General features: G+C 57.4%; 21 protein-coding genes and 3 pseudogenes. 12 read left to right on the forward strand and 12 right to left on the reverse strand.

Annotation, left to right across the window (positions count from 1 at the left end):
• The first annotated feature begins 303 nt into the window (after window positions 1-303).
• Window positions 304-885 carry an RNA polymerase sigma factor gene (locus UH5x_RS11205; protein WP_047815023.1) on the forward strand — a complete coding sequence of 194 codons (582 nt, stop codon included), beginning with the start codon at window positions 304-306 and terminating at the stop codon, window positions 883-885.
• Window positions 886-934: 49 nt separating this feature from the next.
• On the forward strand, window positions 935-3568 hold the full coding sequence (locus UH5x_RS11210; protein ID WP_482635704.1) for a YfbK domain-containing protein: 2634 nt from the start codon (window positions 935-937) through the stop codon (window positions 3566-3568).
• 775 nt (window positions 3569-4343) lie between these two features.
• On the opposite strand, the gene UH5x_RS11215 is transcribed toward UH5x_RS11210, so the two are convergent.
• Genes UH5x_RS11215 through UH5x_RS11225 form a run of 3 tightly spaced genes read right to left on the reverse strand, consistent with a single transcriptional unit; the run spans window position 4344 to window position 7091 of the window.
• Entirely contained in the window at window positions 4344-5153 is an 810-nt protein-coding gene (locus UH5x_RS11215; protein ID WP_482635705.1) for a DUF4184 family protein, read from the reverse strand.
• Between the two features lie 41 nt (window positions 5154-5194).
• Window positions 5195-6067, reverse strand: coding sequence for an SPFH domain-containing protein (locus UH5x_RS11220; protein WP_047815026.1), 873 nt, complete (start codon window positions 6065-6067; stop codon window positions 5195-5197).
• A 1-nt stretch (window position 6068) separates the two neighbouring features.
• A complete protein-coding gene (locus tag UH5x_RS11225) occupies window positions 6069-7091 on the reverse strand; it encodes an SPFH domain-containing protein (RefSeq protein ID WP_482635965.1) in 1023 nt (340 codons plus the stop codon).
• A 237-nt stretch (window positions 7092-7328) separates the two neighbouring features.
• Here UH5x_RS11225 and UH5x_RS11230 point away from each other — a divergent pair.
• The 7 genes and pseudogenes from UH5x_RS11230 to UH5x_RS11260 form a co-directional block, all read left to right on the forward strand.
• Window positions 7329-7373, forward strand: a pseudogene (locus UH5x_RS11230) (hypothetical protein); the annotation flags it as partial.
• 7 nt (window positions 7374-7380) lie between these two features.
• Window positions 7381-7509, forward strand: coding sequence for a hypothetical protein (locus tag UH5x_RS11235; protein WP_482635706.1), 129 nt, complete (start codon window positions 7381-7383; stop codon window positions 7507-7509).
• Between the two features lie 18 nt (window positions 7510-7527).
• Window positions 7528-7620: pseudogene (locus tag UH5x_RS11240) on the forward strand (DUF1589 domain-containing protein); the annotation flags it as partial.
• Window positions 7580-7750 (forward strand): annotated as a pseudogene (locus UH5x_RS11245) (hypothetical protein); the annotation flags it as partial. The pseudogenes UH5x_RS11240 and UH5x_RS11245, both read left to right, overlap by 41 nt.
• Window positions 7751-7906: 156 nt before the next feature.
• A complete protein-coding gene (locus tag UH5x_RS11250) occupies window positions 7907-8164 on the forward strand; it encodes a DUF1589 domain-containing protein (RefSeq protein ID WP_482635966.1) in 258 nt (85 codons plus the stop codon).
• Between the two features lie 32 nt (window positions 8165-8196).
• A complete protein-coding gene (locus UH5x_RS11255) occupies window positions 8197-8325 on the forward strand; it encodes a hypothetical protein (RefSeq protein WP_482635707.1) in 129 nt (42 codons plus the stop codon).
• 70 nt (window positions 8326-8395) lie between these two features.
• The gene (locus UH5x_RS11260) at window positions 8396-8476 is read left to right on the forward strand and encodes a hypothetical protein (RefSeq protein WP_482635967.1); all 81 of its coding nucleotides are present in this window, start codon (window positions 8396-8398) and stop codon (window positions 8474-8476) included.
• Between the two features lie 22 nt (window positions 8477-8498).
• On the opposite strand, the gene pheT is transcribed toward UH5x_RS11260, so the two are convergent.
• The 4 genes from pheT to rpmI all read right to left on the reverse strand — a co-directional run bounded on the left by pheT (window position 8499) and on the right by rpmI (window position 12502).
• Window positions 8499-10544, reverse strand: coding sequence for a phenylalanine--tRNA ligase subunit beta (gene pheT, locus UH5x_RS11265; protein WP_482635708.1), 2046 nt, complete (start codon window positions 10542-10544; stop codon window positions 8499-8501).
• A gap of 183 nt (window positions 10545-10727) precedes the next feature.
• Complete coding sequence (pheS, locus tag UH5x_RS11270) at window positions 10728-11771, reverse strand: phenylalanine--tRNA ligase subunit alpha (RefSeq protein WP_047815030.1); 1044 nt, start codon at window positions 11769-11771, stop codon at window positions 10728-10730.
• 9 nt (window positions 11772-11780) lie between these two features.
• Entirely contained in the window at window positions 11781-12137 is a 357-nt protein-coding gene (gene rplT, locus UH5x_RS11275; protein WP_047815031.1) for a 50S ribosomal protein L20, read from the reverse strand.
• Between the two features lie 158 nt (window positions 12138-12295).
• Window positions 12296-12502, reverse strand: coding sequence for a 50S ribosomal protein L35 (gene rpmI, locus UH5x_RS11280; RefSeq protein ID WP_047815032.1), 207 nt, complete (start codon window positions 12500-12502; stop codon window positions 12296-12298).
• Between the two features lie 506 nt (window positions 12503-13008).
• On the opposite strand from rpmI, the gene UH5x_RS11285 reads away from it, so the two are divergent.
• A complete protein-coding gene (locus tag UH5x_RS11285) occupies window positions 13009-14049 on the forward strand; it encodes a PQQ-binding-like beta-propeller repeat protein (protein ID WP_482635709.1) in 1041 nt (346 codons plus the stop codon).
• Between the two features lie 102 nt (window positions 14050-14151).
• Here UH5x_RS11285 and UH5x_RS11290 read toward each other — a convergent pair whose 3' ends face one another.
• Window positions 14152-14595: a response regulator gene (locus UH5x_RS11290; RefSeq protein WP_047815034.1), complete on the reverse strand. Its 444-nt coding sequence runs from the start codon at window positions 14593-14595 to the stop codon at window positions 14152-14154.
• Window positions 14596-15317: 722 nt separating this feature from the next.
• Here UH5x_RS11290 and UH5x_RS11295 point away from each other — a divergent pair.
• Window positions 15318-15548, forward strand: coding sequence for a FeoA family protein (locus UH5x_RS11295; RefSeq protein WP_047815035.1), 231 nt, complete (start codon window positions 15318-15320; stop codon window positions 15546-15548).
• Window positions 15545-17560 (forward strand): ferrous iron transporter B, encoded by a 2016-nt coding sequence (gene feoB, locus UH5x_RS11300; RefSeq protein ID WP_482635710.1) that lies wholly within the window; start codon window positions 15545-15547, stop codon window positions 17558-17560. The genes UH5x_RS11295 and feoB overlap by 4 nt, the downstream gene beginning before the upstream one ends.
• A 605-nt stretch (window positions 17561-18165) precedes the next feature.
• On the opposite strand, the gene UH5x_RS11305 is transcribed toward feoB, so the two are convergent.
• The 4 genes from UH5x_RS11305 to UH5x_RS11320 form a co-directional block, all read right to left on the reverse strand.
• On the reverse strand, window positions 18166-19683 hold the full coding sequence (locus UH5x_RS11305) for an MlaD family protein (RefSeq protein ID WP_482635711.1): 1518 nt from the start codon (window positions 19681-19683) through the stop codon (window positions 18166-18168).
• Window positions 19684-19686: 3 nt separating this feature from the next.
• Complete coding sequence (locus UH5x_RS11310; RefSeq protein WP_047815038.1) at window positions 19687-20571, reverse strand: ABC transporter ATP-binding protein; 885 nt, start codon at window positions 20569-20571, stop codon at window positions 19687-19689.
• Window positions 20571-21461, reverse strand: a complete 891-nt coding sequence (locus UH5x_RS11315; RefSeq protein WP_047815039.1) for an MlaE family ABC transporter permease — start codon at window positions 21459-21461, stop codon at window positions 20571-20573. Before UH5x_RS11315 ends, UH5x_RS11310 begins: the two co-directional genes overlap by 1 nt.
• 578 nt (window positions 21462-22039) lie before the next feature.
• The gene (locus UH5x_RS11320) at window positions 22040-23857 is read right to left on the reverse strand and encodes a hypothetical protein (RefSeq protein WP_482635712.1); all 1818 of its coding nucleotides are present in this window, start codon (window positions 23855-23857) and stop codon (window positions 22040-22042) included.
• Between the last annotated feature and the right edge of the window lie 239 nt (window positions 23858-24096).

The raw sequence follows: 24096 nt of genomic DNA on the forward strand, positions 1-24096 counted from the left end.
AAATTGACAATTGCAAATTTTAAATTCGGTGAACGCCCCCTGGGCGAACATCGGCTAGATCAGCACGGCAGCAACAACTGGCCGCCAAAACGCCGAATCCTTGGCCTCCCAACCAAGATTTTGCAATTTCAAATTGTCAATTGAACTTTTTCAATCTCCACCGGCAGACAACCAAGTGATGGCGATCCCCTGAACACCCTCAATCTTTTTTTGCCGTCGTCCTAAGAAACCCGCCCCCCACTCGTTGAGTCCTTGGAGGCGGCATGGTTCGCCTCCCTTTTCTTCCTCTCGCAATGAACCGCCATGAGTCATCCGGCCTCCACCTCCGCGGCCGAGGACCTCGTCGATCCAGAAGCGTCTGAACCGGATTCGTCCGGACAAGATTCTTCTGGGACTCGGAATACCGAGTGGATCGCCGAGGTCGTCGACCAGTTCCAGCGTCCTTTGTTGGCCTACGCCACCGGGATGCTGGCGGATCGCACCGCCGCCCAAGACGCCGTGCAAGAAACGTTTTTGCAATTGTGTCGCAAACGGCCGGACGATTTGGTCGACCGCTTGGCGCCCTGGCTGTTCACCGTCTGCCGCTCACGAGTGATTGACATGCAACGCAAACGATCCCCTGACCGACTGGATCCTGACGCCGTCGCCGTCATCGATCCCGCCCCACGCCCCGACGCGGTGGCCCAAGACCACGAGGCCCACGAGCAAATCGCGGCTTCGATTGAAACGCTGTCGCCCCGACAACGCGAAGTCATCCAGCTTCGAATGCAGGCTGGACTGAGTTACCGAGAAATCGCTGACGTCACCGGCATGACCGTCAGCAACGTCGGCTTTCATCTTCATCAAGCCGTCAAGTCGCTTCGCGATGGCCTGGCCGTCACCTGAAGCCTGACCACTTCTTCCAATTCATTCTTCCGTCATCGGATCATCGATCATGTCCAATTCATCCACTTCTCCTCCGTGGGACGACCCTCGCGTCACCGCTTTCGTCCTGGGCGAACTGCCTGAGAACGAAGCCGCGCAGTTCACCCAAGAGATGAACGCCAACCCAGAACTCGCCACCGCCGTTGAGGAAGCTCGCGCGGTCACCGAGCAAGTCGAGTCGTTCTTCCAATCCGCCGCGGTCCCACCACTGGAATCCAACCGCGTCGAAAGCATCGTTCGCGAAAGCGAAACGGCTCCAGCCGACGAAGCTCCAGTCTCCGCCGGCTCAGCGGCTGGCACCGCCTGGTTCCAATCCCGATGGGTCCAATTTGCGGTCGCAGCAAGCATTGTTGGGATCCTGGCTGGACTTTCCATTCCAGCGGTCCAGACCGCCCGCGAAACAGCGTCTCACCAGCACCCGACCGTGGGAGCGATGTCCGCGGACCAATCCGGTCCTGAAATGTCGGAGACGATGGTGATGAATGACGAATTGCAACTCGAAGACGCCGAAATGGTCTACCAACCATTCGGCGGATCGGCTGCCAAATCAATGCCAGCCGAAAAGAAAACCGATAGCGAGCCGTTTGGCTGGCAGTCCGCCAGTCGTGTCTCCGGAACGTCACCCGCCGCCGAAGCGACCTATCTGGATGCACGTCCCCAAGAGATTGCCAAATCCTCGCAGTCTTCGGCGAATGAGACGACTGCAAGGGCACGGCGAGCCAAGCGAAGTGACGATCTAGGGTTAGGAATGGAGATGGACTCCACGATGGGAATGGGCGGCATGGAGATGGCTGGCCCGGCAATGGACGACATGGGGATGGGAATGATGGGCGGCGGAATGGGAGGGGACTCGATGGACGGCATTGCGAATCCTCGCTTTGTTCGTGAAAGTGGCTCCCTGATTGCCGAGGCTCCCGCCTCGCCCGTTGTCCCCAAGGATGAAGCACAGCCAGCTTCCGATGAGCCATCTGCTGGCAAACCAGTGGTGGGCGACTTTGCCGTGGCTCCCGTTCCGGATCAGCTTAGGCGTCAGCAAGTAGAATTCCGCAGTGCACGGGATCGCATGCTCAAGAGCAAACTTCTCACTCCCTCTGAACTTGCTCCCGCTCCAGCAATCGAAGTCGTTCCCGGCGATCCGGTTGCGGACGGCGAAGGCCAGGGTCCCGGCCTATCCGGTGACAAATTCGATCCCATCACCGAGAACGAATTCCGACGTGTGACCGAGCATCCGCTCAGCACGTTTTCCATCGACGTCGACACCGCCAGCTACGCGAAAGTCCGCAGCTACCTGCAACGTGGCCAACTGCCTCGCCCCGACTCGGTCCGCATCGAAGAACTGATCAACTACTTCGACTACCAGTACACGCCTCCATCGGCCGAAGATCCGGTGCCGTTCTCTTCCGCGATGGCGGTCGCCTCGTGCCCTTGGAACGAAAACAATCGCTTGGTCCGAGTTGGTATCCAAGCCAAAGACATCGATCGCAAAGAACGTCCGCGTTGCAATTTGGTGTTCTTGATCGACACCAGCGGATCGATGAAGCGTCCCAACAAACTGCCATTGGTCATCGAAGGCATGAAGGTGCTGCTCGACCAACTGAAAAACAAAGATCGTGTGGCGATCGTGGTCTACGCGGGATCGTCGGGGCTGGTCCTGAACTCGACCCCGGTCAAGCAAAAGAAGAAGATCGTCCGAGCCCTGTCGGCTCTGTCGGCTGGCGGCAGCACCAACGGTGGTGCCGGTTTGCAACTCGCTTACCAAACCGCTCGTGAGAACTTCATCGAGGACGGCGTGAACCGAGTGATCCTGTGCAGCGATGGCGACTTCAACGTCGGCATGACCGGCACCGATCAACTGGTGGCCGAAGCGACTCGCCAATCCAAATCGGGCACCGAACTGACGGTGCTGGGATTCGGCATGGGCAATCACAACGACGCGATGATGGAACGCATCTCCAACTCCGGTGCGGGCAACTACGCTTTCGTTGACACCGTCTCCGAAGCGAAAAAGGTGTTGGCGGATCAAGTGACCGGCACGCTGTTCACGGTCGCCAAGGACGTGAAGATCCAAGTCGAATTCAATCCCGCGGTCGTCTCGGCCTACCGATTGATTGGGTACGAAAACCGGATCTTGGCCAAGGAAGACTTCAACGACGACAAGAAAGACGCCGGTGAAATCGGAGCCGGCCACCGAGTGACGGCTCTGTACGAGATCGCTCCAGTGGGTCAGCTTCCTGACTCCATCGCCCCCGATGTCGATCCGCTGAAGTACCACCCCGGTGACGAAGAAGATTCCGAGGAAGCAACCGAACCTCAAGACCCCGAGGACTCCAACGAGTCAGCGACGAAGGAAATCCTGACGTTGAAGATTCGTCACAAACCCCCGCAAGGCGACGTCAGCGAGAAGCTCACTTTCCCGCTGGTCAACGAGAGCGAGCCCTTTGAAAAGGCCGACGCGGACTTCCAATTCGCTGCCGCGGTCGCCGGTTTTGGGATGCAACTTCGTAACAGCACCCACGCTGGAACCTGGACAATGGACGACGTGATCGCCACCGCGACCGCCGCCAAAGGCGAAGACGAGCACGGGCTACGAACCGAGTTCCTGGAACTGGCGCGAACGGCGAAACGATTGATCGTCAACGACTGATCCCTCGCCCAGAACCTGTCGCTCGGTGGTCCCCCACCGAGAGACGTCCTGAGTTTTTTTGTGCCGCTGTTCGGCGGGCTCCCGAACGGCATACCTCTCCCGAAACGCAGTATCGGGAGAGGTCTCGCGACGCCGTTCAGGCCTACGTTTTGAAGTTGCGTTTTTTCGTCGAATGGCCAACGGCCAAGTTCAACCCAAAGCGCGTGGGTTGATGTTGGCCGTTGGCCAACCAATTCCCCTTCGTTCTCGATCCCAGGGGCGATGCCCCTGGCTTCGATGATGATGGCCGTTGGCCAACAAAACCGACTGCAAAATCGAAACTTCAATCGGCGGACGCGAGGGAGGGGGTCGGGCATTGGAAGCGACGTAGTTTACCCTCCCCCATAAATCTCGCTTTCCGCCGCTCCTTCTTCGGCTTGCCGATTGAGTCGTCAACGAGGTTCTAAGCAGGTACGCAGGTGTCATCGGGTATGTGAGCCGCTGGCGTTAGCCACGGTTTTCACGCACAACCGGGGCTAACGCCCAAACGGCTCACATGGTTGTGCTTGATCACTCCTGCCGACCTGCTTAACGCATGTAGGATGAGCACTCTTGCCCGTCCAGGTTGCGGATGTCGGCCAAGAGTGGCCAACCTACAGCAAACTCGACTCGCCCGTTGCCAACGGGCGTGGTTCTCAAGACGCTGCTGGATCAGCACTGAAAAGCCGCCAACCTCAAGCCATGCAGATATCACCAACCAGAACGCAAGATGCAAACCATCCTGCAACCGGTTCTCTCACGAGGGCGACTGACCGTCCGGCGAGGATGCCTCCGCTCGCGACCAGATCGCGTGCATGACGACGCTGTAAACAACCAGCGTCACAATCATCAACGCACCGAAGATCATCACGCTCTGGCGAAGCGCAAACGTGACGCCGTAGTCCGAATGCACGGCGTACACCCACGATGCATGAACCAACATCATCAAACACGCCGCCGCCATCACCGACAACGTGACCAAGTCCGGGATGCGAGTTCGCTTGGGCTCCGGTGCACCGGCCGGTTGCTTCCACAACCACCTCAGAGCGAACACGCCCATCGGCGGCAACAAGAACAGCGACGACAAGTGCTGGGCCACCGCGTACCATCGCACGCTGCGATCGGACAACGAGAACGCTTCAGATGACAGAAACGGCAACGCGATCATCGATCCCCAGCGATGTTGGTGCGTGAACGAATCCCAAAACACGTGCGTCGACGCGCCGACCAGAACACAGATGGCAACCAAAAGAATGGATTGCCACTCGACCGAAACCGGGCGATCCGCGATCGGTCGAACCCGAGTCCGCAACGGCCCCGGCAGCAACTCCACCGCGGGCTGCTTGATCAGCAAGTGGTAAACGAAGTACACCGCCACGCCGACCGGAACGCAGTCGATGAACAGCCCGCGGATGCTGTGAAACGATTCGTAGTCAAACAGCATCGGGAAGAAAACGCCCGCGTCAGGCACCATGCACCCGATCGCGAGAGCCGAAAAGGGCAAACGCCACTTTGCCAACCACGCGATTGGAATCGCCGCTGCAACATGAGTCGGAGTGAACGGCATCGAATTTCAAATCGCGGGTTGGGCAGTCTCTCTGAGCAAGCTCAATTGGCTTGGATCAAAACATTCGCCGAGCTTGGCAAAACACTGACCGAAGCACCCGACTCAAGCAAGTTTTCAGCCTCCATCACCTGAAGCACTGCTTCCAGGATTTCAGGATCTCGCTTGGCGATCTCGTTCAGTTTTTCACCCACCACGCTGGGACGCGCTGCGGCGGCTTCCGCCATCTTACTCGACACCTTCAGCGCGGTCTCACTCTTGATCAAACCCACACGGTTTTCACCGTCCTGTTTCATCGCACTGGTCACCTGAACCAATCGCTTGACGACCTTCTCGGTGATATTCTCGACCATATGCCGGTCAGTGAAGGCGACCTTTCGAATGTAAACCGAACCCAACCGATAGCCCCACTTTTCTGACAGAGGCGACACCGCCTGCCGGACAGTTCGGGAAAGACTGTGCCGATCCTCGAGCATCTTTTCCATTTCAAGGTTGCTGAGCGTCGAGATCGTCGAACTGGTCACGTTGGCTTGCAACGACCCGTCCGGGTTTGCATTGGTGAACAAGAACGCGGTTGGATCTTGGACCTGCATTTCGTACCAAATCCCAACTCCCATCGGTGTGCCTTCTTCGGAGTTGACCATCTGGCTGCGCAAGTAGTGCTGACGCAGCGCCGTGTCGACGACGTACTTCTTCCCAAAGAAAGGGATCAACATCGCCTTGGCACCAAAGTGCACCAAAGGAAATTGCAGCCCAGGCGTTTTGATCTCGCCCAGCACCTTGCCGAACAACGTGAACACCTGCGACTCGCACTCGGCGACGCAGCAATACAAACCAAAGAAGCGGGCGAAACCGAGCAAGATCGGAATCAACATCATCCCGAACACTATGCCGGGAACAAAACCAAGAACATCCATCTTATGCCTTCCCTTCAATCTTCGATTCGGTTTGATAAATACGTTCGGTGCGTTTGAACAACGGCACTCGCAGGTTCCGCAGGTAAGCCTTCAAGCAATCCGATCCGCCCTCTGATTTGATGCTGATCAACGTGCCAGCAAGCTCATGCAAAGGTGCCACCTCGGCTTGCGCGTTGTTGGTCGCGATTTCCACTGCACGAGCACTCATCGTGATCTGCTGCTCCGAATCCGCACGCGCGGTGCTGATGTCGGCGGCGACTTGGTTGCGTGTGCTGTTGATCGCGGACAGAGCCCGGTCGACTTCAGCGGGAGGATCAATTTCAGTGATCAATGCGGCATCGAGTTCAATGCCATACCGCCCCGTCGTCGAACGACACTGTTCTTCCATGTACTGGTTCAACAGCGGCAGGTTTTTCCGCAGATCGTTGATCGAAACGCCTTCGGAAAGCTCCACGGCACTCGATTTTGATTCCAGATCGCCGTCGCCCGTGCCTGCAATCGCTTCGGTTTCGGCCACGGCATCGGCCAACAAGCTCTGCCCCTTGGGATCGACAAAGTTCGCGATCCGCTCACGCAACACCGAGACAAAGTAGCCCATCACATGCTCAAGTGGGCTCTCCACCCCAAACAGATACGGGTAGAGGTTGTTCTCGCTGATCCGGTAGCGAATCTGGCCGTTGACTCCCGTGGTGAGGTTGTCTTTGGTCACGGCTTCGATCGTGCTCTGGGCCTTGGAAGGGTCCCAAGTCAGGTCCACCGTTTGCGTTGCCACGCTGACTTTGTGAACTCGCTGCCATGGCAGTTTGAAGTAGGGCCCACCGGGTCCAATCACCTCGACCTGCGGGTACTCGTAACGTTCACGCTCATCATCGGAGAGAGCTTGACCATCAGAACCTGCCCCCAGGCGTTTCACTGCCCCAAAGGTGGTGACCACCGCTCGTTGATCCGGCCGAACGGTGTACAAACACCCGACCAGAACCTTGAGCACGGCATAAAAGCCGACACCCATCATCAAACCAACCATAAAAAACACGCTGCTACCTCCCAGGGAAATTTCTTGTTCGATCCGACCTCAATGTCACCCGAATTCGGCAGCGTACGCTGCCTGAAACCCTAGCCCGCAATGGAAGCCGAGGAGCTCTCCGCCAAGAATTCATTTGTTTTCCAGGCAGGCTGGACCGAATGTAACGACTGAAAGAGGGTGACGCTGGATGAAGAGGCTGGTTTGCGAGCCAGAGAGGGCGCGGGTTGGTTGATGTTGATGCATTTGCATCGAAGTAGGCCAGGTCATTACCTGGCACCCAGCCGATGCTTTGGAACAAAGCGAGGCGGCCAGCAACACCACCATCAAGCCCCAAACCTGCCAGCCAATCACCTTGCCAGGCGGGGCCTGGCCTACGACTGCAACGATTCAGGCTTGGGAATTGAAAAAGTTCAATTGACAATTTTAAATTGTAAAATTGCAAGCAGAGATCCAGCACCGTTGTAGGCCAGGTCATTACCTGGCACCCAGCCGATGCTTTGGAACAAAGCGAGGCGACCAGCAACACCGCCATCAAGCTCCAAACCTGCCAGCCAATCGCGCTGCCAGGCGGGGCCTGGCCTACGCTTGCAACGATTCAGGCTTGGGAATTGACAATTTTAAATTACAAAATCGCAAGCAGAGACCAGCATCGAAGTAGGCCAGGTCATTACCTGGCACCCAGCCGATGCTTTGGAACAAAGCGAGGCGACCAGCAACGCCGCCATCAAGCTCCAAACCTGCCAGCCAATCGCGCTGCCAGGCGGGGTCTGGCCTACGATTGCAACGATTCAGGCTTGGGAATTGAAAAGGTTCAATTGACAATTTTAAATTGTAAAATCGCAAGCAGAGACCAGCATCGAAGTAGGCCAGGTCATTACCTGGCACCCAGCCGATGCTTTGGAACAAAGCGAGGCGACCAGCGACACCGCCATCAAGCTCCAAACCTGCCAGCCAATCACAATGCCAGGCGGGGCCTGACCTACGATTGCAACGATTCAGACTTGGGAATTGAAAAGGTTCAATTGACAATTTTAAATTACAAAATCGCAAGCAGAGATCCAGCACCGTTGTAGGCCAGGTCATTACCTGGCACCCAGCCGATGCTTTGGAACAAAGCGAGGCGACCAGCAACACCGCCATCAAGCTCCAAACCTGCCAGCCAATCACCACGCCAGGCGGGGCCTGGCCTACGCTTGCAACGATTCAGACTTGGGAATTGAAAAGGTTCAATTGACAATTTTAAATTGTAAGCAGAGACCAGCATCGAAGTAGGCCAGGTCATTACCTGGCACCCAGCCGATGCTTTGGAACAAAGCGAGGCGACCAGCAACACCGCCATCAAGCCCCAAACCTGCCGGCCAATCACAATGCCAGGCGGGGCCTGACCTACGGAATTTGGAGAGCGACCTAACGAAGCAACACGGCATCCAGTTGTTTTTCGCACGACGCGACCAACTCGTTGATGATCGCATCGGCGTCGCCGCCGCTGAGTGTCTCCGTTTGGCTTTGCAATTCCATCGAGAACAGCACGCGTTTCTTGTCGGGGCCGTCGACCTTTTCGTTGCGGTAGGTTTCCCGGTAAGTCAAATCCGCCAAACGCTCCTTGGCTGCCTTGCGAACCAGAACCGAAAGCTCATTCCAACGCACAGACTCAGGCAGCACCAAGTTGAGGTCACGCTGAATCGATGGGAACGGGCTGACCGCTTGTTGCTGTGGCACCAATCGCGATTCATTGACCAGCACGTCCGCTGACAACTCCGCTGCCACAACGCGCCCGGTCAACTTCCACTGCTTGACCAACTTGTCATCAACAAATCCCAAGAAGCCCAACTGCAGGGGAGCCTCGCCATCGTCACTGACGAGCGACAACTCGACCGCGCCGCCCTTGGCAAACCCATCGCGATCCACGGGACGGACGGTCAGCTCGCCAGGAATGCCCAGGCGATCGCACAATGTTTCAATCGTGCCCTTGAGCGAGAAGAAGTCTTCCCCGGCGATCAGACCAATGTGATAGGTCTCGTCCGGCAACAACGCACTGTCACTTCCCGCGGGCGCGGGCAAGTAAACGTGAGCGATCTCGAACAAATCCGCGACCAAACTGGCCGAAGCCCAGTTCGCGGCGCGACTTTGCAACAAACTTGGGATCAGTGATCGCCGCAACGTGCGAGCACCTTCCAACATCGTCGTGCGAGTCTGCAGGGCAGGCAGTTCGGTCCACGGCGAGACCATCAAATCGAGCTTTTCGGTGACCACACTGGGCGTCATCGCTTCGCTGATTCCGGACGCTGTCAACACGCCACGAATGCGTTCCATCGCGGTGTCAAAACGACGCTTGCTGCTGGGAGCCACCGGAATCGGGGAGTCCTCGGGAATCTTGTCGTAGCCGTGAATCCGCGCGACTTCCTCGATCAAGTCCACCTCACGAGTCAGGTCATGACGCCAGCTTGGCGGGACACATTGCAAGCCATCGGCGAACGCGGAAACCTCACAACCGAGCGAACGCAGGATTTTGTCCAGTTCCGCGGTCTCGATTTCCAAACCCAACAGTGCCGCAACACGCTTGGGACGCAGCAACACGGTCTCACGAGCAGGAATTTCGGGAGCGGTGTCGATGACCCCCGGTGCAACCGATCCGCCGGCGATCTCGGTGATCAACTGGCAGGCCCGGCGACTGGCCCAATCAATCCCGACTGGATCCACGCGACGTTCAAATCGGAACGACGATGGGCTGTGCAACTTCAATCGACGAGCCGTGCGGCGAACCGACAAAGGCACAAACTCGGCGGCTTCCAAGACGATCTCGGTCGTCGCTTCGGTGACTTCCGAGGAAGCTCCACCCATCACGCCACCAACGGCCAATGCCTCGGAGGAATCCGCGATCACGCAAGTCGAATCATTCAGGTCGTAATTGCGGTGATCGATGGCCTCGAGCTGCTCCTTGTCTCGGCCGGCGCGAACCACAATCTTGCCATCACTGACTTTCGCCAAATCAAACGCATGCAGTGGCTGGCCGCATTCCATCATCACGTAGTTCGTGACGTCGACGACATTGTTGACCACCCCAATGCCAACGGACTTCAACGATTCCTGCAGCCACTCAGGACTGTCGCCCACCTTCACGCCGCGAATCACGCGAGCGGTGTAGCGAGGGCAGGCTTCGGGCATTTCATTGGCAACCGCGAGCGATTCATCCGCTGCCGCGCCGGACTCTTGGTACTCAATCGCTGGGATCTTGAGTTTCTGCTCCGTCAACGCCGCGATTTCTCGAGCGACACCGAGATGGCCCAGACAATCGCCGCGATTGCTGGTGACTTCCAGATCGATCACGACATCGCCGTCAACCGTTTCGCTGCCTTCGTGATTCAGGCCCGAAAGACTGAGCCGATCAACCAACTCATCGTGCGGCAGCGTCAGGTCGACGTATCGCGACAACCATTTCCAAGAAACAAGCATGAGAGCGAAGTGGGCAGAAGTTGAAGTCGGAGGGAGTGAAAATCACAGGAAGCATCACGGAATCTGGCGTCGACCGTGTTTCAACACGAGTGACACCCGGTAGCCGGATTCGCCAGAATTCGGACGGCAAGCTGCTCGCCGGAAGCCAACTCACTCCAGCGAAGACTCGCTCGCACCAACCACTTAAAACTGTTTCAAGAATCGCAAGTCGCCACTGTACAAATCGCGAATGTCGGTGATTCCATGACGCCGCATGCACAGACGTTCGACGCCAAGACCGAATGCGAATCCGCTGACCTTTTCAGGGTCGTAGCCAACGGCGGCAAACACGTTGGGATCGATCATCCCGGCGCCACCAAATTCGATCCACGTTCCGTTCCACAAGAAGTCGACTTCGACGCTGGGTTCGGTGAACGGAAAGAACGAGGGACGGAAGCGAATCTCAACGTCTTCGCCGAGATAGTTGTTCGCGAACACTCGCAGGACAGTCTTCAGATTGGCCATCGTCACGTTGGTGTCGACGAGCAACCCTTCCATCTGATGGAACATCGGGAAGTGCGTCGCGTCCGGTGCGTCGGGCCGATAGACACGGCCGAGCGAAATGATTCGGATCGGCGGCTGAACCTGCTTCATCACACGAATTTGAACCGTGCTGGTTTGACTTCGCAGCAACTGCGAGCCTTCATCACCAGCACTCACCGAACTTTTGCCCGATGGATCTTTCGCGGTCGCCAGGTAAAAATTGTCCAGCGGATCACGAGCGGGATGATCTTCGGGAATGTTCAGGGCGACGAAGTTGTGCCACGGGTCTTCGACCTCGGGTCCTTCGGCGACCTCAAATCCCATCCGCCCCATGATCTCCGTCAGGTGACTGATCGTCTGCGTGATCGGATGAATGTGGCCCAATGACGGGCGAGTGCCTGGCAGCGTCGGGTCGAAGGTCGGGTCCGCCCCGGAATCGCTCCCACCGGAAAGGCTCTGCTGAGCGTCTTCAAAAGCAACGTTGATCGCCGACTTGACCGCATTCAGCTTGGCACCCGCGGCAGGCTTGTCCGCCTTTTCGATTCCGCCCAGCATCTTCTGAATGTCTTTGAGCTGGCCTTTCTTGGCCCCCAAAAACACCACGCGAGCCTCCTCGAGCGCGGCCGCATCGGAAGCGGACGCGAACGCGGATTCAGCGTCCGACTGGAGCTGGTCCAGTCGAGAGAGGAATGGATCAAGTGACATGATGGCGACTTAAGCAGCCAGAGTCTCTTTGACCTTGTCGCAAACTTGCTTGAAGCCGGCAGCGTCATGAATCGCCATTTCCGACAACGATTTGCGATCGAGTTGAATCTCGGCTTTGTTCAGGCCGTGAATGAACTCACTGTAACGCAACCCATGTTGCTTGACGGCAGCGTTGATCCGAATGATCCACAGCTTGCGGAATTCACGTTTGCGGACGCGACGATCGCGGAATGCGAACGCGCCCGAACGGAGCAGGGTCTCTTTGACGGTACGCGTCAGATTCCCGCGGCCACCGCGAAAACCTTTGGCTCGTTTGAACAGACGCTTCTTGGATTGCCGGCGAGCGGCACCTTTGGTCGTACGCATCGAATTGAATTCCTAAATGCTGGGGTGATCTTTCGGGTCGTCCTGATTCAGGCCCCGGCAGAAAGAAAGGTCAACGCGACCGCTCGATCTCCGAAGTTCCGCCCAACCAGGTGGCCGTAGGATTCCGTGGTGGAAAATGAAGTGAAAGTCCGGTCGAATCAGTAACTGTGGCCGTTCAGAGCTGCGTGAATGGTCGGTTCCATGCACACGGCGACGGAGGTGGTTCCACGCAAGTTACGACGACGCTTTTTGCTCAAACCCTTGGCCAAGTGGCTTGTACCGCTTTGACGGTGCATTGCCTTGCCGGTGGCCGACAGGCGGAACCGTTTCTTGGTCCCTTTGTGCGTTTTGATTTTGTTTCCCATGAGGGCATCAACACTGGTTGGATGGTGATTTTCGAAAAACGAAGCGGGGAAGCATATCGGATTGTCTTGGAAGCTGCTAGGGCGACCCCCCGGTTTCTGCCCGGTTGCCCCGGTTTCAGTGCAGTTGTCCGTGTGGAAATGACCGCACCCTCCACAACTGGCCTGTTGATTCACTCGAGTTCACAACCCGACGCGTGAGGATTCAATCAACAGGCCGCAACGCGACGGGCTGTTCGGGCAAAGATCGGCAGAACCGACCGAATCGCTGCACAAAAGTGTTCTCCGACGGCAGTAATACCTGTCTGATTCCCCGCAGAACATGTCCGGCCCGCATTAAAGGTCGCGAACCCCTCAGTTTTCTTGCCATGCCAGATTTGGGCAGTCCTGCAATCCGATCATTGCGTGAATCTGTTCCTTCGCGGCCTCCCCGGCGGCAGATTCGTCTATCATCGGACGCGACCGCTAAGATCCCTTCCCAAATCCCCTCCCCGCAGAAGCAAGTCCCCATGATTCAGAGACTCCAAGCTTGGATCGGCTCATCCCGCGCGACGACCGCGTCATCCCAATTGCGAACCACCCGCCGAGCAATCTTGCCGGTCATCGCCGCAACGCTGATTGGTTTTGCGATGCAAACCAGCCCGGTGTCGGCCGAGGAAACGACCGCTCAGCACCGGGTGTTGCTGCACGGCAAAAAAGGCTTGGTCGTCGTTGAACCCGACGGTTCGACTGGATGGCAAATGGACTGGGGCGGCATTCACGATCTACATCTGCTTCCCAACGGTCACATCCTGACTCGCCAAGGCCCGGCAACCGTCGTCGAAATCGATCCGAGCACGAAAGAAGTGGTGTGGAGCTATGATTGCGGCAAAGAGGGAGGCAACGAGGGCAAACGAATCGAAATCCACGCGTTTGAACCACTTCCCAACGGCAACCTGATGATCGCCGAATCCGGCGCCCAGCGATTGATCGAAGTCAACCGCGATGGAGACATCGTCCACAAGATTGCACTCCAAGTGGAGCACCCCCACGCACACACTGACACCCGCTTGGTGCGACGACTTAAATCAGGCAATTACCTGGTCGCCCATGAAGCCGATGGCAAGGCTCGCGAATACAACCCTGACGGCGACGTGGTCTGGGAATACGAAGTGCCGATGTTCGGCAAGCAAGAAGCCGGTGGCCATGGCCCCGAAGCGTTTGGCAACCGCCTGTTCACCGCCTTGCGGATGGACAACGGCAACACGCTGATCGCGTCCGGAAATGGGCACAGTGTCCTCGAAGTCACACCGGACAAGAAAATCGTTTGGGAAATCCACCAAAACGATCTCCCAGGAATCCGCCTGGCCTGGGTCACCACCCTGCAAATCCTTGAGAATGGCAACTACGTGATCGGCAACTGTCATGCAGGGCCCGGGCAACCGATCCTGATTGAACTGGAACCTTCCACCAAGCACGTCGTCTGGCAACTCGATCGCTTCCAAGACTTCGGAAACAACGTTTCCAACTCGGTTGTCATCGACGAAGCCCAACTTGATTGGCTGGACTGAACGGACGGCTCGACAGCGCGAACGAAAGCGAACACCTCAAACCACCGACTCCTTGTTAGAAGAGGCGTCAGGTACGGGCGGTCGCTCCAGCGAACAATTGCATCAGGGAATCACAACAATTCGCCAGTAAGAACGCATCAGGTCGTGAAGGTTCCGACAGGCATCGCCAACGCGAGACTTCAAGATGTACCCCGCGACGTTCTTCTTGTACGCGGCGACCAAATCCACCTCGTGATCGGACGTGGTCAACACAAACACAACGGTCGAATTGAGTTCCGGGTCTCGCCGAATCTCTTCGAGAAACTCCACGCCAGTCATGATTGGCATGTTGAGATCTAAAAAAACAATCCGCTGCGGCCCCACCGTCTTGGTTGGATGCTCGCCTCGCAAAATGTCCAAAGCGACTTGACCATTTTCGGCCACCGTCAGTGGATTTGGAACCTCATTCTTTTTGATACCGCGTTCAAACGCCATCACATCGATTTCGTTGTCCTCGACAAGCAAGATGTGAACCTCGTCTAAACTCGAAACCGTCGTATGCGACATATCAATCAACCCGGCGTAAGAAAAGAGCTCGCACAATGAAGAAAATCATGAAAAGTCGAAGAACGTCTTGGTCAGACGCACATTGCGAGCAGGCTGGCTAGCGTATCGAATCTGCTTCCTTCAACGAAACGCTCAAACCGAACTGCTCAATCACCCCCATGGACTTCGAGTGTTTCATTCTCCGGTCTCGCTCCATGAATTTGCGTGATCGAGGACCAATGGGCCACGACGGCAATGATCTTCCCCGCGAAATACACGCAGCGAGACGCACAAAAATCCACCGCCAAATCCCTTTCTCTTCCCGCCATCAATTGTACACCACCCGGTGCCCCTCCCACTCTCCGAGGTCGTGCGGCCGTTGGATGCCGTTTTCCAGCGGATTTTCGCGGGATGCCCCTCTCCCGAATCGAGCCAGGCTGCGTGCAGAGAACTGCGTGCAGAGGACAGTTTGAAGAGAGCTCGATGAGAACCACGCAAAGAGACAAGCGAGGTGAAAACGACGCGTCAGAGCCACCAATCGAGACAAAGCCCTCAGCAACATCCCGCAGCGACACCGTCAACCAGCGTCTTCGCATCCGGCAGAGCAGCTCGTTCGGGGGGCCAGCCAGCGGAGCACCACCGAAAAATATAAGCGCAATCGGTGGACCGTCCCTCTACCCATGCGGGCTCCGAAGATCTAAAGTGAACGCAATCGAGAATCGTTCTCATTTACAGGTGATGCTTTGATAGCCGAACTCGCTCTGGATCGTTGTGGATCCAACTGTGCCGAAATCATTCGATTGGACCTGCCGGAGAACTGCGCGTCACGTTTGAAAGCGTTGGGTCTGTTTGAAGGTCAATTGGTCCAGCTGTCTCGCCGAGGCAACCCGCTGATCCTGAAAGCCGCTGGAAGCCGGATTGCCGTCGCCGGAGAGATCGCTCAGCAGATCTTCGTGCGGGCCACCGACGGATGAACGTTTCACCGGTTGCGAGTTGCAACTCTTCGGAAGATTCATCCCCCAAACAGCTTTGCCAAGCTCGTGTGGTTGCCATGGTTGGCAACCCGAATGTCGGCAAAACGTCGCTGTTCAACCGACTGACCAATCTGCTTGCGAAGACGTCCAACTTTGCCGGCACCACCGTGGACCGTCGAACTGGCACCGTGGATTTGGAGGAAGGTCAGTCCTGCACGCTGGTCGACTTGCCTGGGTTGTACTCCCTGACGGCGTCGTCTCCCGAAGAACAAATCGCACGAGCGTTCATCACCGGCGAATCCGAGTGCCCTCCCGAGGGCGTGTTGGTCGTGGTCGACGCGACCAACCTTCAACGCAGCCTTGCCGTTGCCCGTGAGGCCATCCAGTGCGGACGCCCGACACTGGTTGTGGTCAACATGATCGAACTGGCGCGGAAAAGCGGCGTTGATGTCGACTTGGAGATCCTCTCTCAAAAACTCGGCTGCCCGGTCATTGGCGTTTCTGCTCGCACCGGAGAAGGCCTCCCCCAACTCAAGGCGAGCCTTCGTCAATTACTTCAACCACGTAAAATGGTTGTGTTGGGGGCTGACGCCCAAACGACCGAACTGGAATGCGGAGCTTGCGGAGCCTGTCCGTTTGCAGACGGTCACCGCTGGGCATCCACCCTGGCTCGCGAAAGCACCCGAACCGGTTACGTTGCCTCGGACGAATGGACGGACCGAGTCGACCAATTGACCACGCACCGCTTTCTCGGCCCGGTGATTTTTGTCGCCGTGATGGTCACCGCCTTCGCATCCGTGTTCTATCTCGCTCAATACCCGATGGAATGGCTCGATGCCACCTTCGGCTTGATCACCGAAACAGTGGGAGGCTGGCTGCCCGAAGGTGACCTCAACAGCCTGGTCACCGACGGGATCTTGGCAGGCATTGGCGGCGTGGTGATCTTCTTGCCGCAGATCTGCATTCTGTTTTTCATGCTGGCCATCCTCGAAGATTCAGGTTACCTCTCACGTGCCGTGGTGGTGATCGACCGATGGATGCGACGCGTCGGTTTACCCGGCCAAGCGTTTGTCCCGCTGCTGGCCGCTCATGCGTGCGCCATCCCAGCGATCATGTCGACCAAGGTCATCGAAAATCGGCGAGACCGATTGGCGGCCATCATGGTCATCCCGCTGATGACCTGCTCGGCCCGCTTGCCCGTGTACACGATGGTCGCTGCGTTGCTGTTTCCATCCAGCCCATGGTTGGCAGCGTTGCTTTTTGCGTCGGCCTACGCACTCGGCATGGTGGCCGCCTTCTTCGTCGCATGGATTCTCAAGAAATCGATTCTGCCGGGCGAAGCCGCCCCGCTGATTCTGGACTTGCCGCCATACAGAACTCCCTCGCTCAGCAATGCCCTTCGCCATGCCTACGAACGGGGCTGGGGATTCCTGCGAGACGCTGGCGTCGTGATCCTGGCGATCAGCATTGGCATTTGGGTGCTGTCAACGTATCCCAAACTGCCTGAAGAACGCTTTGCCGAACAGATTCAGACAGCCGGTCTGGACGCCGAAACCCTGGATGAATCGGACCTTGAAAACCGTCGCGCTCTGGCGTCGCAAGAATACGCCGTCATCGGGCGAATGGGTAAATTTGTGCAGCCCGTCTTTGCCCCGCTGGGATTTGACTGGAAGACCAGCGTCGGTGTGATGACGAGTTTCGCTGCTCGCGAAGTGGTCGTTTCGACACTCAGCATCTTGTATGGACTGGGACCTGAACCCGAAGACGAATCTTCACTGCACGCTCGCCTGATGTCGGCCACCGACGCGGACGGGAACCGTGTTTTCACGCCCGCAACCTGCGTCAGTTTGCTCGTGTTTTTCGTGCTCGCAATGCAGTGCCTGCCCACGCAAGCGGTCACGAAAAAGGAAACAGGATCCTGGGGATGGGCCGCGTTCCAATTCGGCTACATGACCGTCTTGGCCTACGTTGCCGCGTTGATCGCCTACCAGACGATCTCACGCTTCACGTAGGCCACTGCCCCTGATACTTCCTCTTCGAGCGGAACGGCCCAAGCCGCCCGGTGCGTGATCCCGAAGGGCATCACCGTCGCGGAAGTCGTCAAGACTTTCGGGGTCGCGTCGAACAAATCGAAACTCTTGACGAGTTTCGCTACTCTCGAATCAGCTGCCGCCTTGATCGCCTACCAGACGATCTCGCGCTTCACGTAGGCCACCGTCTCTGATACTTCCTCTTCGAGCGGAACGGCCCAAGCCGCCCGGTGCGTGATCCCAAAGGGCATCACCGTCGCGGAAGTCGTCAAGACTTTCGGGGTCTCGTCGAACAAATCGAAACTCTTGACGAGTTTCGCTACTCTCGAATCAGCTGCCGCCTTGATCGCCTACCAGACGATCTCACGCTTCACGTAGGCCACTGCCCCTGATACTTCCTCTTCGAGCGGAACGGCCCAAGCCGCCCGGTGCGTGATCCCAAAGGGCATCACCGTAGCGGAAGCCGCCAAGACTTTCGGGGTCTCGTCGAACAAATCGAAACTCTTGACGAGCTTCGCTACTCTCGAATCAGTTGCCGAACCACTCCTTCTCAGGTGCTGAGTGAGTCCAGCGACACCGGTTTTGAATCACTTCAGGCCCATTCCATTGGGACGACTCGTGATGGCACCCCGGACGCCCAACTGCCTTGGGTCGCGAGCGATCTTGTCCGAGAACACACGAACGTCATCCAGGATTGGTCGCAATCTCGCGGAGGCGGCTTCGATGTTCTGAACCGTTCGCTGGACCTGGTAGAACAACTCATCGTCTTCCAGCAAGCGTCGAACCGTTCCGTCACTGCTGTTGAGGGTCCGACCAAACGTGTCCAACTGCACCAACGCGTTGTCAACGTTGGCCAAGCTCACTAGCACGGCTTCAATCAGCTCGGCGCCACGCTCACCCAGAGGTTCAGTGAAGGCTTCGATGTTCTGGGCGGTGCCTTCGAAACTCTTGGCCGTGCTGCGGACGCTTTCCAGTGTCGACTGCAACTCAGCCGCAGTCTGCGAAACCGCGTCTTCCGCGACAATCCCAACCTGTTCGAACTGACCACCGACTTCGCGGAACGTCTCAAAGGTGTCGCGAGCGTCTTCGAGTGTCACCTTCACCTCATCCAACACACCCGGCAAACGGTCGACCGTGTCGCTGACATTTTGCTGAATTCGGGGATCGCCGATGATCGACCGGATATCTCGCACCAAGAACCCGAACTCCTTGACCGCCTGGGAAGCCTCCCCTGCCAACTGCGTGATGGTGGGTGGTGTCTGCAATCCAGACTGGCCCGGCACAGGCGTCCCCAGCTGCGTGCCGAACCCAGGGGGCGGCGTGAATCCCTGGGGAGGCGTGCTTTGCGGAGGGAACGTCTGCTGCATCGCCACAGTCTGAACCACGTTGTTGGAAGCATTCCCCGGAACACTTGTTTGGCTCACCAAGGCGATCGGCCGCGCCCATGCTGGTGCAGGTGCCATCGATTGCGGGAAACCTCCCATCGGAACAGACGGAGTCGTTGCGGGAGCCGCTGGGCTGATCCCAATCACACCGCGAACGTCACGAACCAACCCTTTGATATCACTGCCGATGTCTTGGATTGCATCGCCCGCTCCTCGAACGCTTCGGAAGGTCGAGACGAGCTCATCTTCCATTCCAAAAATCAGGTTGAACGGATCCTCCCGCTTACTTCCGTAACGGTATGTTTCGTCATCGGTGTAAAGCTGATTGATCATGTCTTCGTTGTTCGCAAACAACTGAGCCAATTCTCGGCGATCGGCTTTCCGAAACTCCAGCTTCGAATCGCCGGTGATCAACGAACCGATCCCGATCTGTGGAATGTATTCGTGTGTCATCCGAATGCTCTCATCCATCGACAAGGTCAGCATCACGCCGCCTTTCTCTTGCAGCTGAATGTCATCCACGCGTCCGATTTTGACGCCGTCGCGATACACCGCCGCATTGACGTTGATCCCGTCGGCGGACGGGAAATAAACATTCAGCGTGTACTCGCGATTTAGAATCGCGGGAAACGCACCGAACAAAAACGTGAGGATCACCGCGATTCCAATCGCTGCGATCACGAGCACGCCCACACCAAAACGAAGTTTGCTGTCATCCATGGTTCAAGCCATCCCCTGAGTCATTTCGCGGATGCGGTCCCCCGCTTCCCCCCGCACAAACTGACGAACTCGCCGGTCTTCGGCGTGCTCGAGTTGGCTGGGTGGAGCGTCGAATAGGATTTGAGATTGGTCGGCATCAAGCCGACGTCGCGGATAAAACATCATCACTCGGTCAGCCACTTTTCGTGCGGTGTGCATGTCGTGCGTGACCACGATGCTGGTCACCGGGTACATCCGCCGTGTATGCAGAATCAATTCGTTGATCACATCACTCATGATCGGATCCAGCCCAGTGGTTGGTTCGTCGTAAACCACCAATTCAGGACGCAGCACCAACGCACGAGCCAACCCCACCCGTTTCTGCATGCCTCCTGAAAGTTCGGCTGGCCGCTTGTAGATCACCTCTTCTGGCAATCCCACTTCGCTGATGTGCTGGCGGACCCGGTCGTTGATCTCAGCTTCGTCCGTGCCCTCTTCGTTCTGTCGGATCGGGAACGCAACGTTGTCAAAGATACTCATGCTGTCGAATAACGCGGCGTGCTGAAACACAAATCCGAATCGCCGCCGAATCACTGCCAGCTCCGCTGGGTTGAGAAGCGACAAGTCTTCGCCATCGAACAGCACCCGACCGACAGTTGGCTGCACCAAGGCAACGATCGTCTTCATGAACACCGTTTTGCCGCAGCCACTCTCGCCGATCACAGCAACGGTTTGACCACGTTCAATCTGGCAACTGATGTCCTTCAAGACCGCTTGGCCATCGAAGGACACTTCCAGGTTTTCGACTTCCACCAAAGGAGGCTCCTTCACCGCAACCGCTGATTCCTCAGCCTGCGTTTGGGAAGCTTCTTGGTCGAATGGATCGATAGGAGGGTTGGGATCGCTCACTAGAACAGACTCGTGCCTTCCGGGTAGAAACTGAAATACACCCAGTCCAAAACGATGTTCAGGAACAGGTCGATCGCGAGGATCATCACAAACGAATACACAAAGGCTTCCGTGGCAGCTTTGCCAACGCCTTCGGCGCCGGGTTGGCAATTGAAACCGCGGTAGCAACTGATGATTGCAATCACGCCACCAAAGAAAATGCTTTTGAAGATCCCGTTGAACAAATCAAACGCAACGACGCCTTCGCGTGAGTGATGCAAGTAGGCCGCTCGGTCGATTCCAAGAATGATCACACTGTAGAAGTACCCACCCACGATGCCCATGAAGTCCGCGACAATGGTCAGCGCGGGAATCAACAGCAGGCAGGCCATGAACCGCGGCACCACCAAGTAGTGGATCGGGTCAGCGCCCATGGTGGTCAACGCATCGATTTGTTCCGTCACTCGCATCGTGCCCAAGACCGCGGCCATCGCACCACCGACTCGGCCGGCCAACATTGTCGCTGCCAGAACCGGCCCCAACTCGCGGACCAAAGAGGTGTTGATCACCACTCCCAAGTGCGTTTCCAAACCAATGGTGTGGAATTGGTAGTAGCTCTGAACGGCCAACACCATCCCGATGAAGGAACCAGTCAATGCCACCACCGGCAGACTCAGCACGCCCACCTGGTAAAAGTTGACCAGCACCGTGTCGCGGCGCGGCATCCGTGTGAACATCCAGACAAACATTTGCCAGGTGAACATGGCCAAGTCACCGACCGCAGTCACCCCACCCACCACCGCGGTTCCCCACTGCATGATCCATCGCCGCATCGGGGTATCGATTGGCAGCTCCGGCTTCGCGGTTTGAACGCGAAGAACGGATTCGGTCGTGGACTGTTGCTCCGACATAGCGACGAAGACAAACCCATGGTTGAATGACGTGAAGACACCTCGCGTCAGGTCGGCTCGCCAGACATTTCCGGCGCACCGATCGCGCGAACATCGTCTTTATCGGCCAGGCAAACACTGCGGATCAGTCAAACTGCGACGTGAAGTCAAACTTTGCCGGCAACTGCAAAATGACTGGGGCGAGGACAGACGAACGCTGGACCGCGAAATGTTTGGTGTTGTGGAGCGTATTCGTTTGCGCAAGTTTTCATCCCGGTAGGGATCTCAGATGGTAGCCGTCGGTAAGCGATAGCGCCACCGATGGACACGCCCCCCCACGCCGCCACTCTCCATCCCGCCGTGGCCATTGGCCACGGCGGGATGGAGAGTTTTATGGAAACTCGTTTTCCGGGGGTACGCTGCGACGCAGCGACCCCCGGCTACCATCTGAAATCCCTACCGGGATGAAGAAAGACAGAAGCCGGAAGAAAAATTGCATTCGCGATCGGAACGCCAATAGCAAACATTTCGCAGGGCAGACGAACGCTGGACTGGACAATGCTTGGTAGCGTCAGGCTGCCGTGGTGGACCAGGCATTGCTAAGCCGCCCGCCCACCGCGTTTGAGTTGCTTGCGAACCCGGCGGCGTTCCGCTTTGTTCATGCCGGACCAATCAATGTCCTCTTCATCCATCTCGCTGTAGTCGGGCTGGGAATCATCGTCGGAATCCCGATTCGGCGAAGACGGGGCATTCGAGCGTGAATCAGCGACTTCCTCCAAGTCCGAACTTGAGAACTCATCATCGGAATCAGTTGGGTCTGTCAACGCATCGCTCTTTGCCTTGCGGCCAAGCGACGGAAGCTTGAATCCAAATCGCCGCTTCTTGGGTGCCCCTTCAACATCTTCATCATCCGACGAAGCGGAAGGAGCCGGTCGAGTGGGCTCCTCTTCGTTCTCGGATTCCTCATCGGCAACGGCTTTGGGCGTTCGCTTCCACTTGGGCAACCACGAGCGTTTGGCCTTGGGCTCCGTGTCTTCGGTGTCGCCATCCGGTTCAGACGATTCGTTCAGCTCCACTTCGTCGGACTCATCCTCTGAGTCAGCTGATTTGCGTTTGCGGCCCCAGAACTTCCACTTGGAAGATCGCTTGCTGGATTCCGCTTCCTTGCCGTTTTCATCGTGGGCAGAAGCATCGCTGCCCCCCTCGTCCCGATCGTCGTCCGACTGGGCGGATCGATCGTTGGTGTTCTTGGACACATCGCTGGCTGGAGCGGCTTCGGCACGCTGCCAAAACCGTCGCTTGCGAGCCGTCTTGGTATCTGAACCGGCTTCCTTCTCGGGGCCTTTCGGCTCCGGTGGCTTTGCGGCTTGACGCGCAGGGGCTGCTGTCGACACTGGGGCTGACTTGGAAACCGGGTCTGGTTTGGGTGCTGGAGCTTGCTTCGCGGCAGGGGCCGCTTTCGCTGCGGGGGCCTGTTTGGGTGGCTTGGGTTCGCGTTTGGTCCACTCCCGCATGCTGTCCCCCTGTTCCGCCAACGCTTGTCGAAAACGGACCGCCAAGGTCGCAGGACGCTGGATTCCGCGAACGTCCATGTACAGCGTTCGCAAGTACATCACCGTCGCGCAAAACCAGCAAGAAGCGGCAATCAACATCGCCGACGTGAACGCGGTCCAACGAAGCGGTGTGTCAATCGTGAAGAGATTCCAGTTCTCGGCGACGGGCAACGATGCCGCCAACCATCCGGCGAACATCCATGCGGCTGCGCTTCGATGCTTCCACATCTCGGCCGTGGTTCGCAACAACACCACCGCGCCACCCACGGTCAACAACAGCTTGACCCAATCACTGCCGGACAGTGCCACGCGTTTTCCCAACGCCCATTCGGTGACCCCGCCCAGTAAATCGATCAGCGGAACCATCGTGGCAACACTGCCCAGCACCCCCATCGCAGTGACCAGACGCCACAAACGATAGTGCCCCTGGAAGTCATCGTTGCGGTATCGCCGAAGTTGATAGATCAACCAAGACGTGCCCGCGATCCCCAGCATCAACATGCTGGTGCAGTAGCGGCCGAGACTGCCCACCGCATCAATTCGAGTGACGGCCGTGACCGAGGTTCGCTCTGCCAGAGCGGGCCAGGCAACCGAAGCGTAGTGCAAACCGATCAACGCCATCGCCAAGCAAACGACAACCGCGACCACCCCAGTCAGCGCGGACCGCTGCACGGGAACCAAAGAGAACCAACGTCCGCGCAAACATCGGCGAACGCGAGACCCGTAGGCGACAGCAGGCCGGCGAGCTTCTCGCCATTGCTGCTGGACTGCCTTCTGCTTGGCCGTCACGTTCCCGGAGTCGCCACCGGCGGTCGTCAGGAGAACCCTGCGGCGGCGTTCGATCGGACGTCGAGTGTGATTCATTGGATTGGACGTAACAAATCCGCACCGCAGGGAACAAGCCAAATCGCCACCAAACGGGCCTGTCTCCCTGCCATTCACCCGTTCGAAGCAGGTCGACAGGAGTCTTTCGGCATTTGGACTGTTTCGGTAAGCGTTGCGGTGAATGGTTCTTCCCCCACACGGCGGTCCCACCCACACAACCCGAACATTCGGTCAACGAACGCGAAGAACCTGGAATCCTGTTTCCCATGGGTTTCACA

Source organism: Rhodopirellula sp. UH5 (assembly GCF_056839225.1).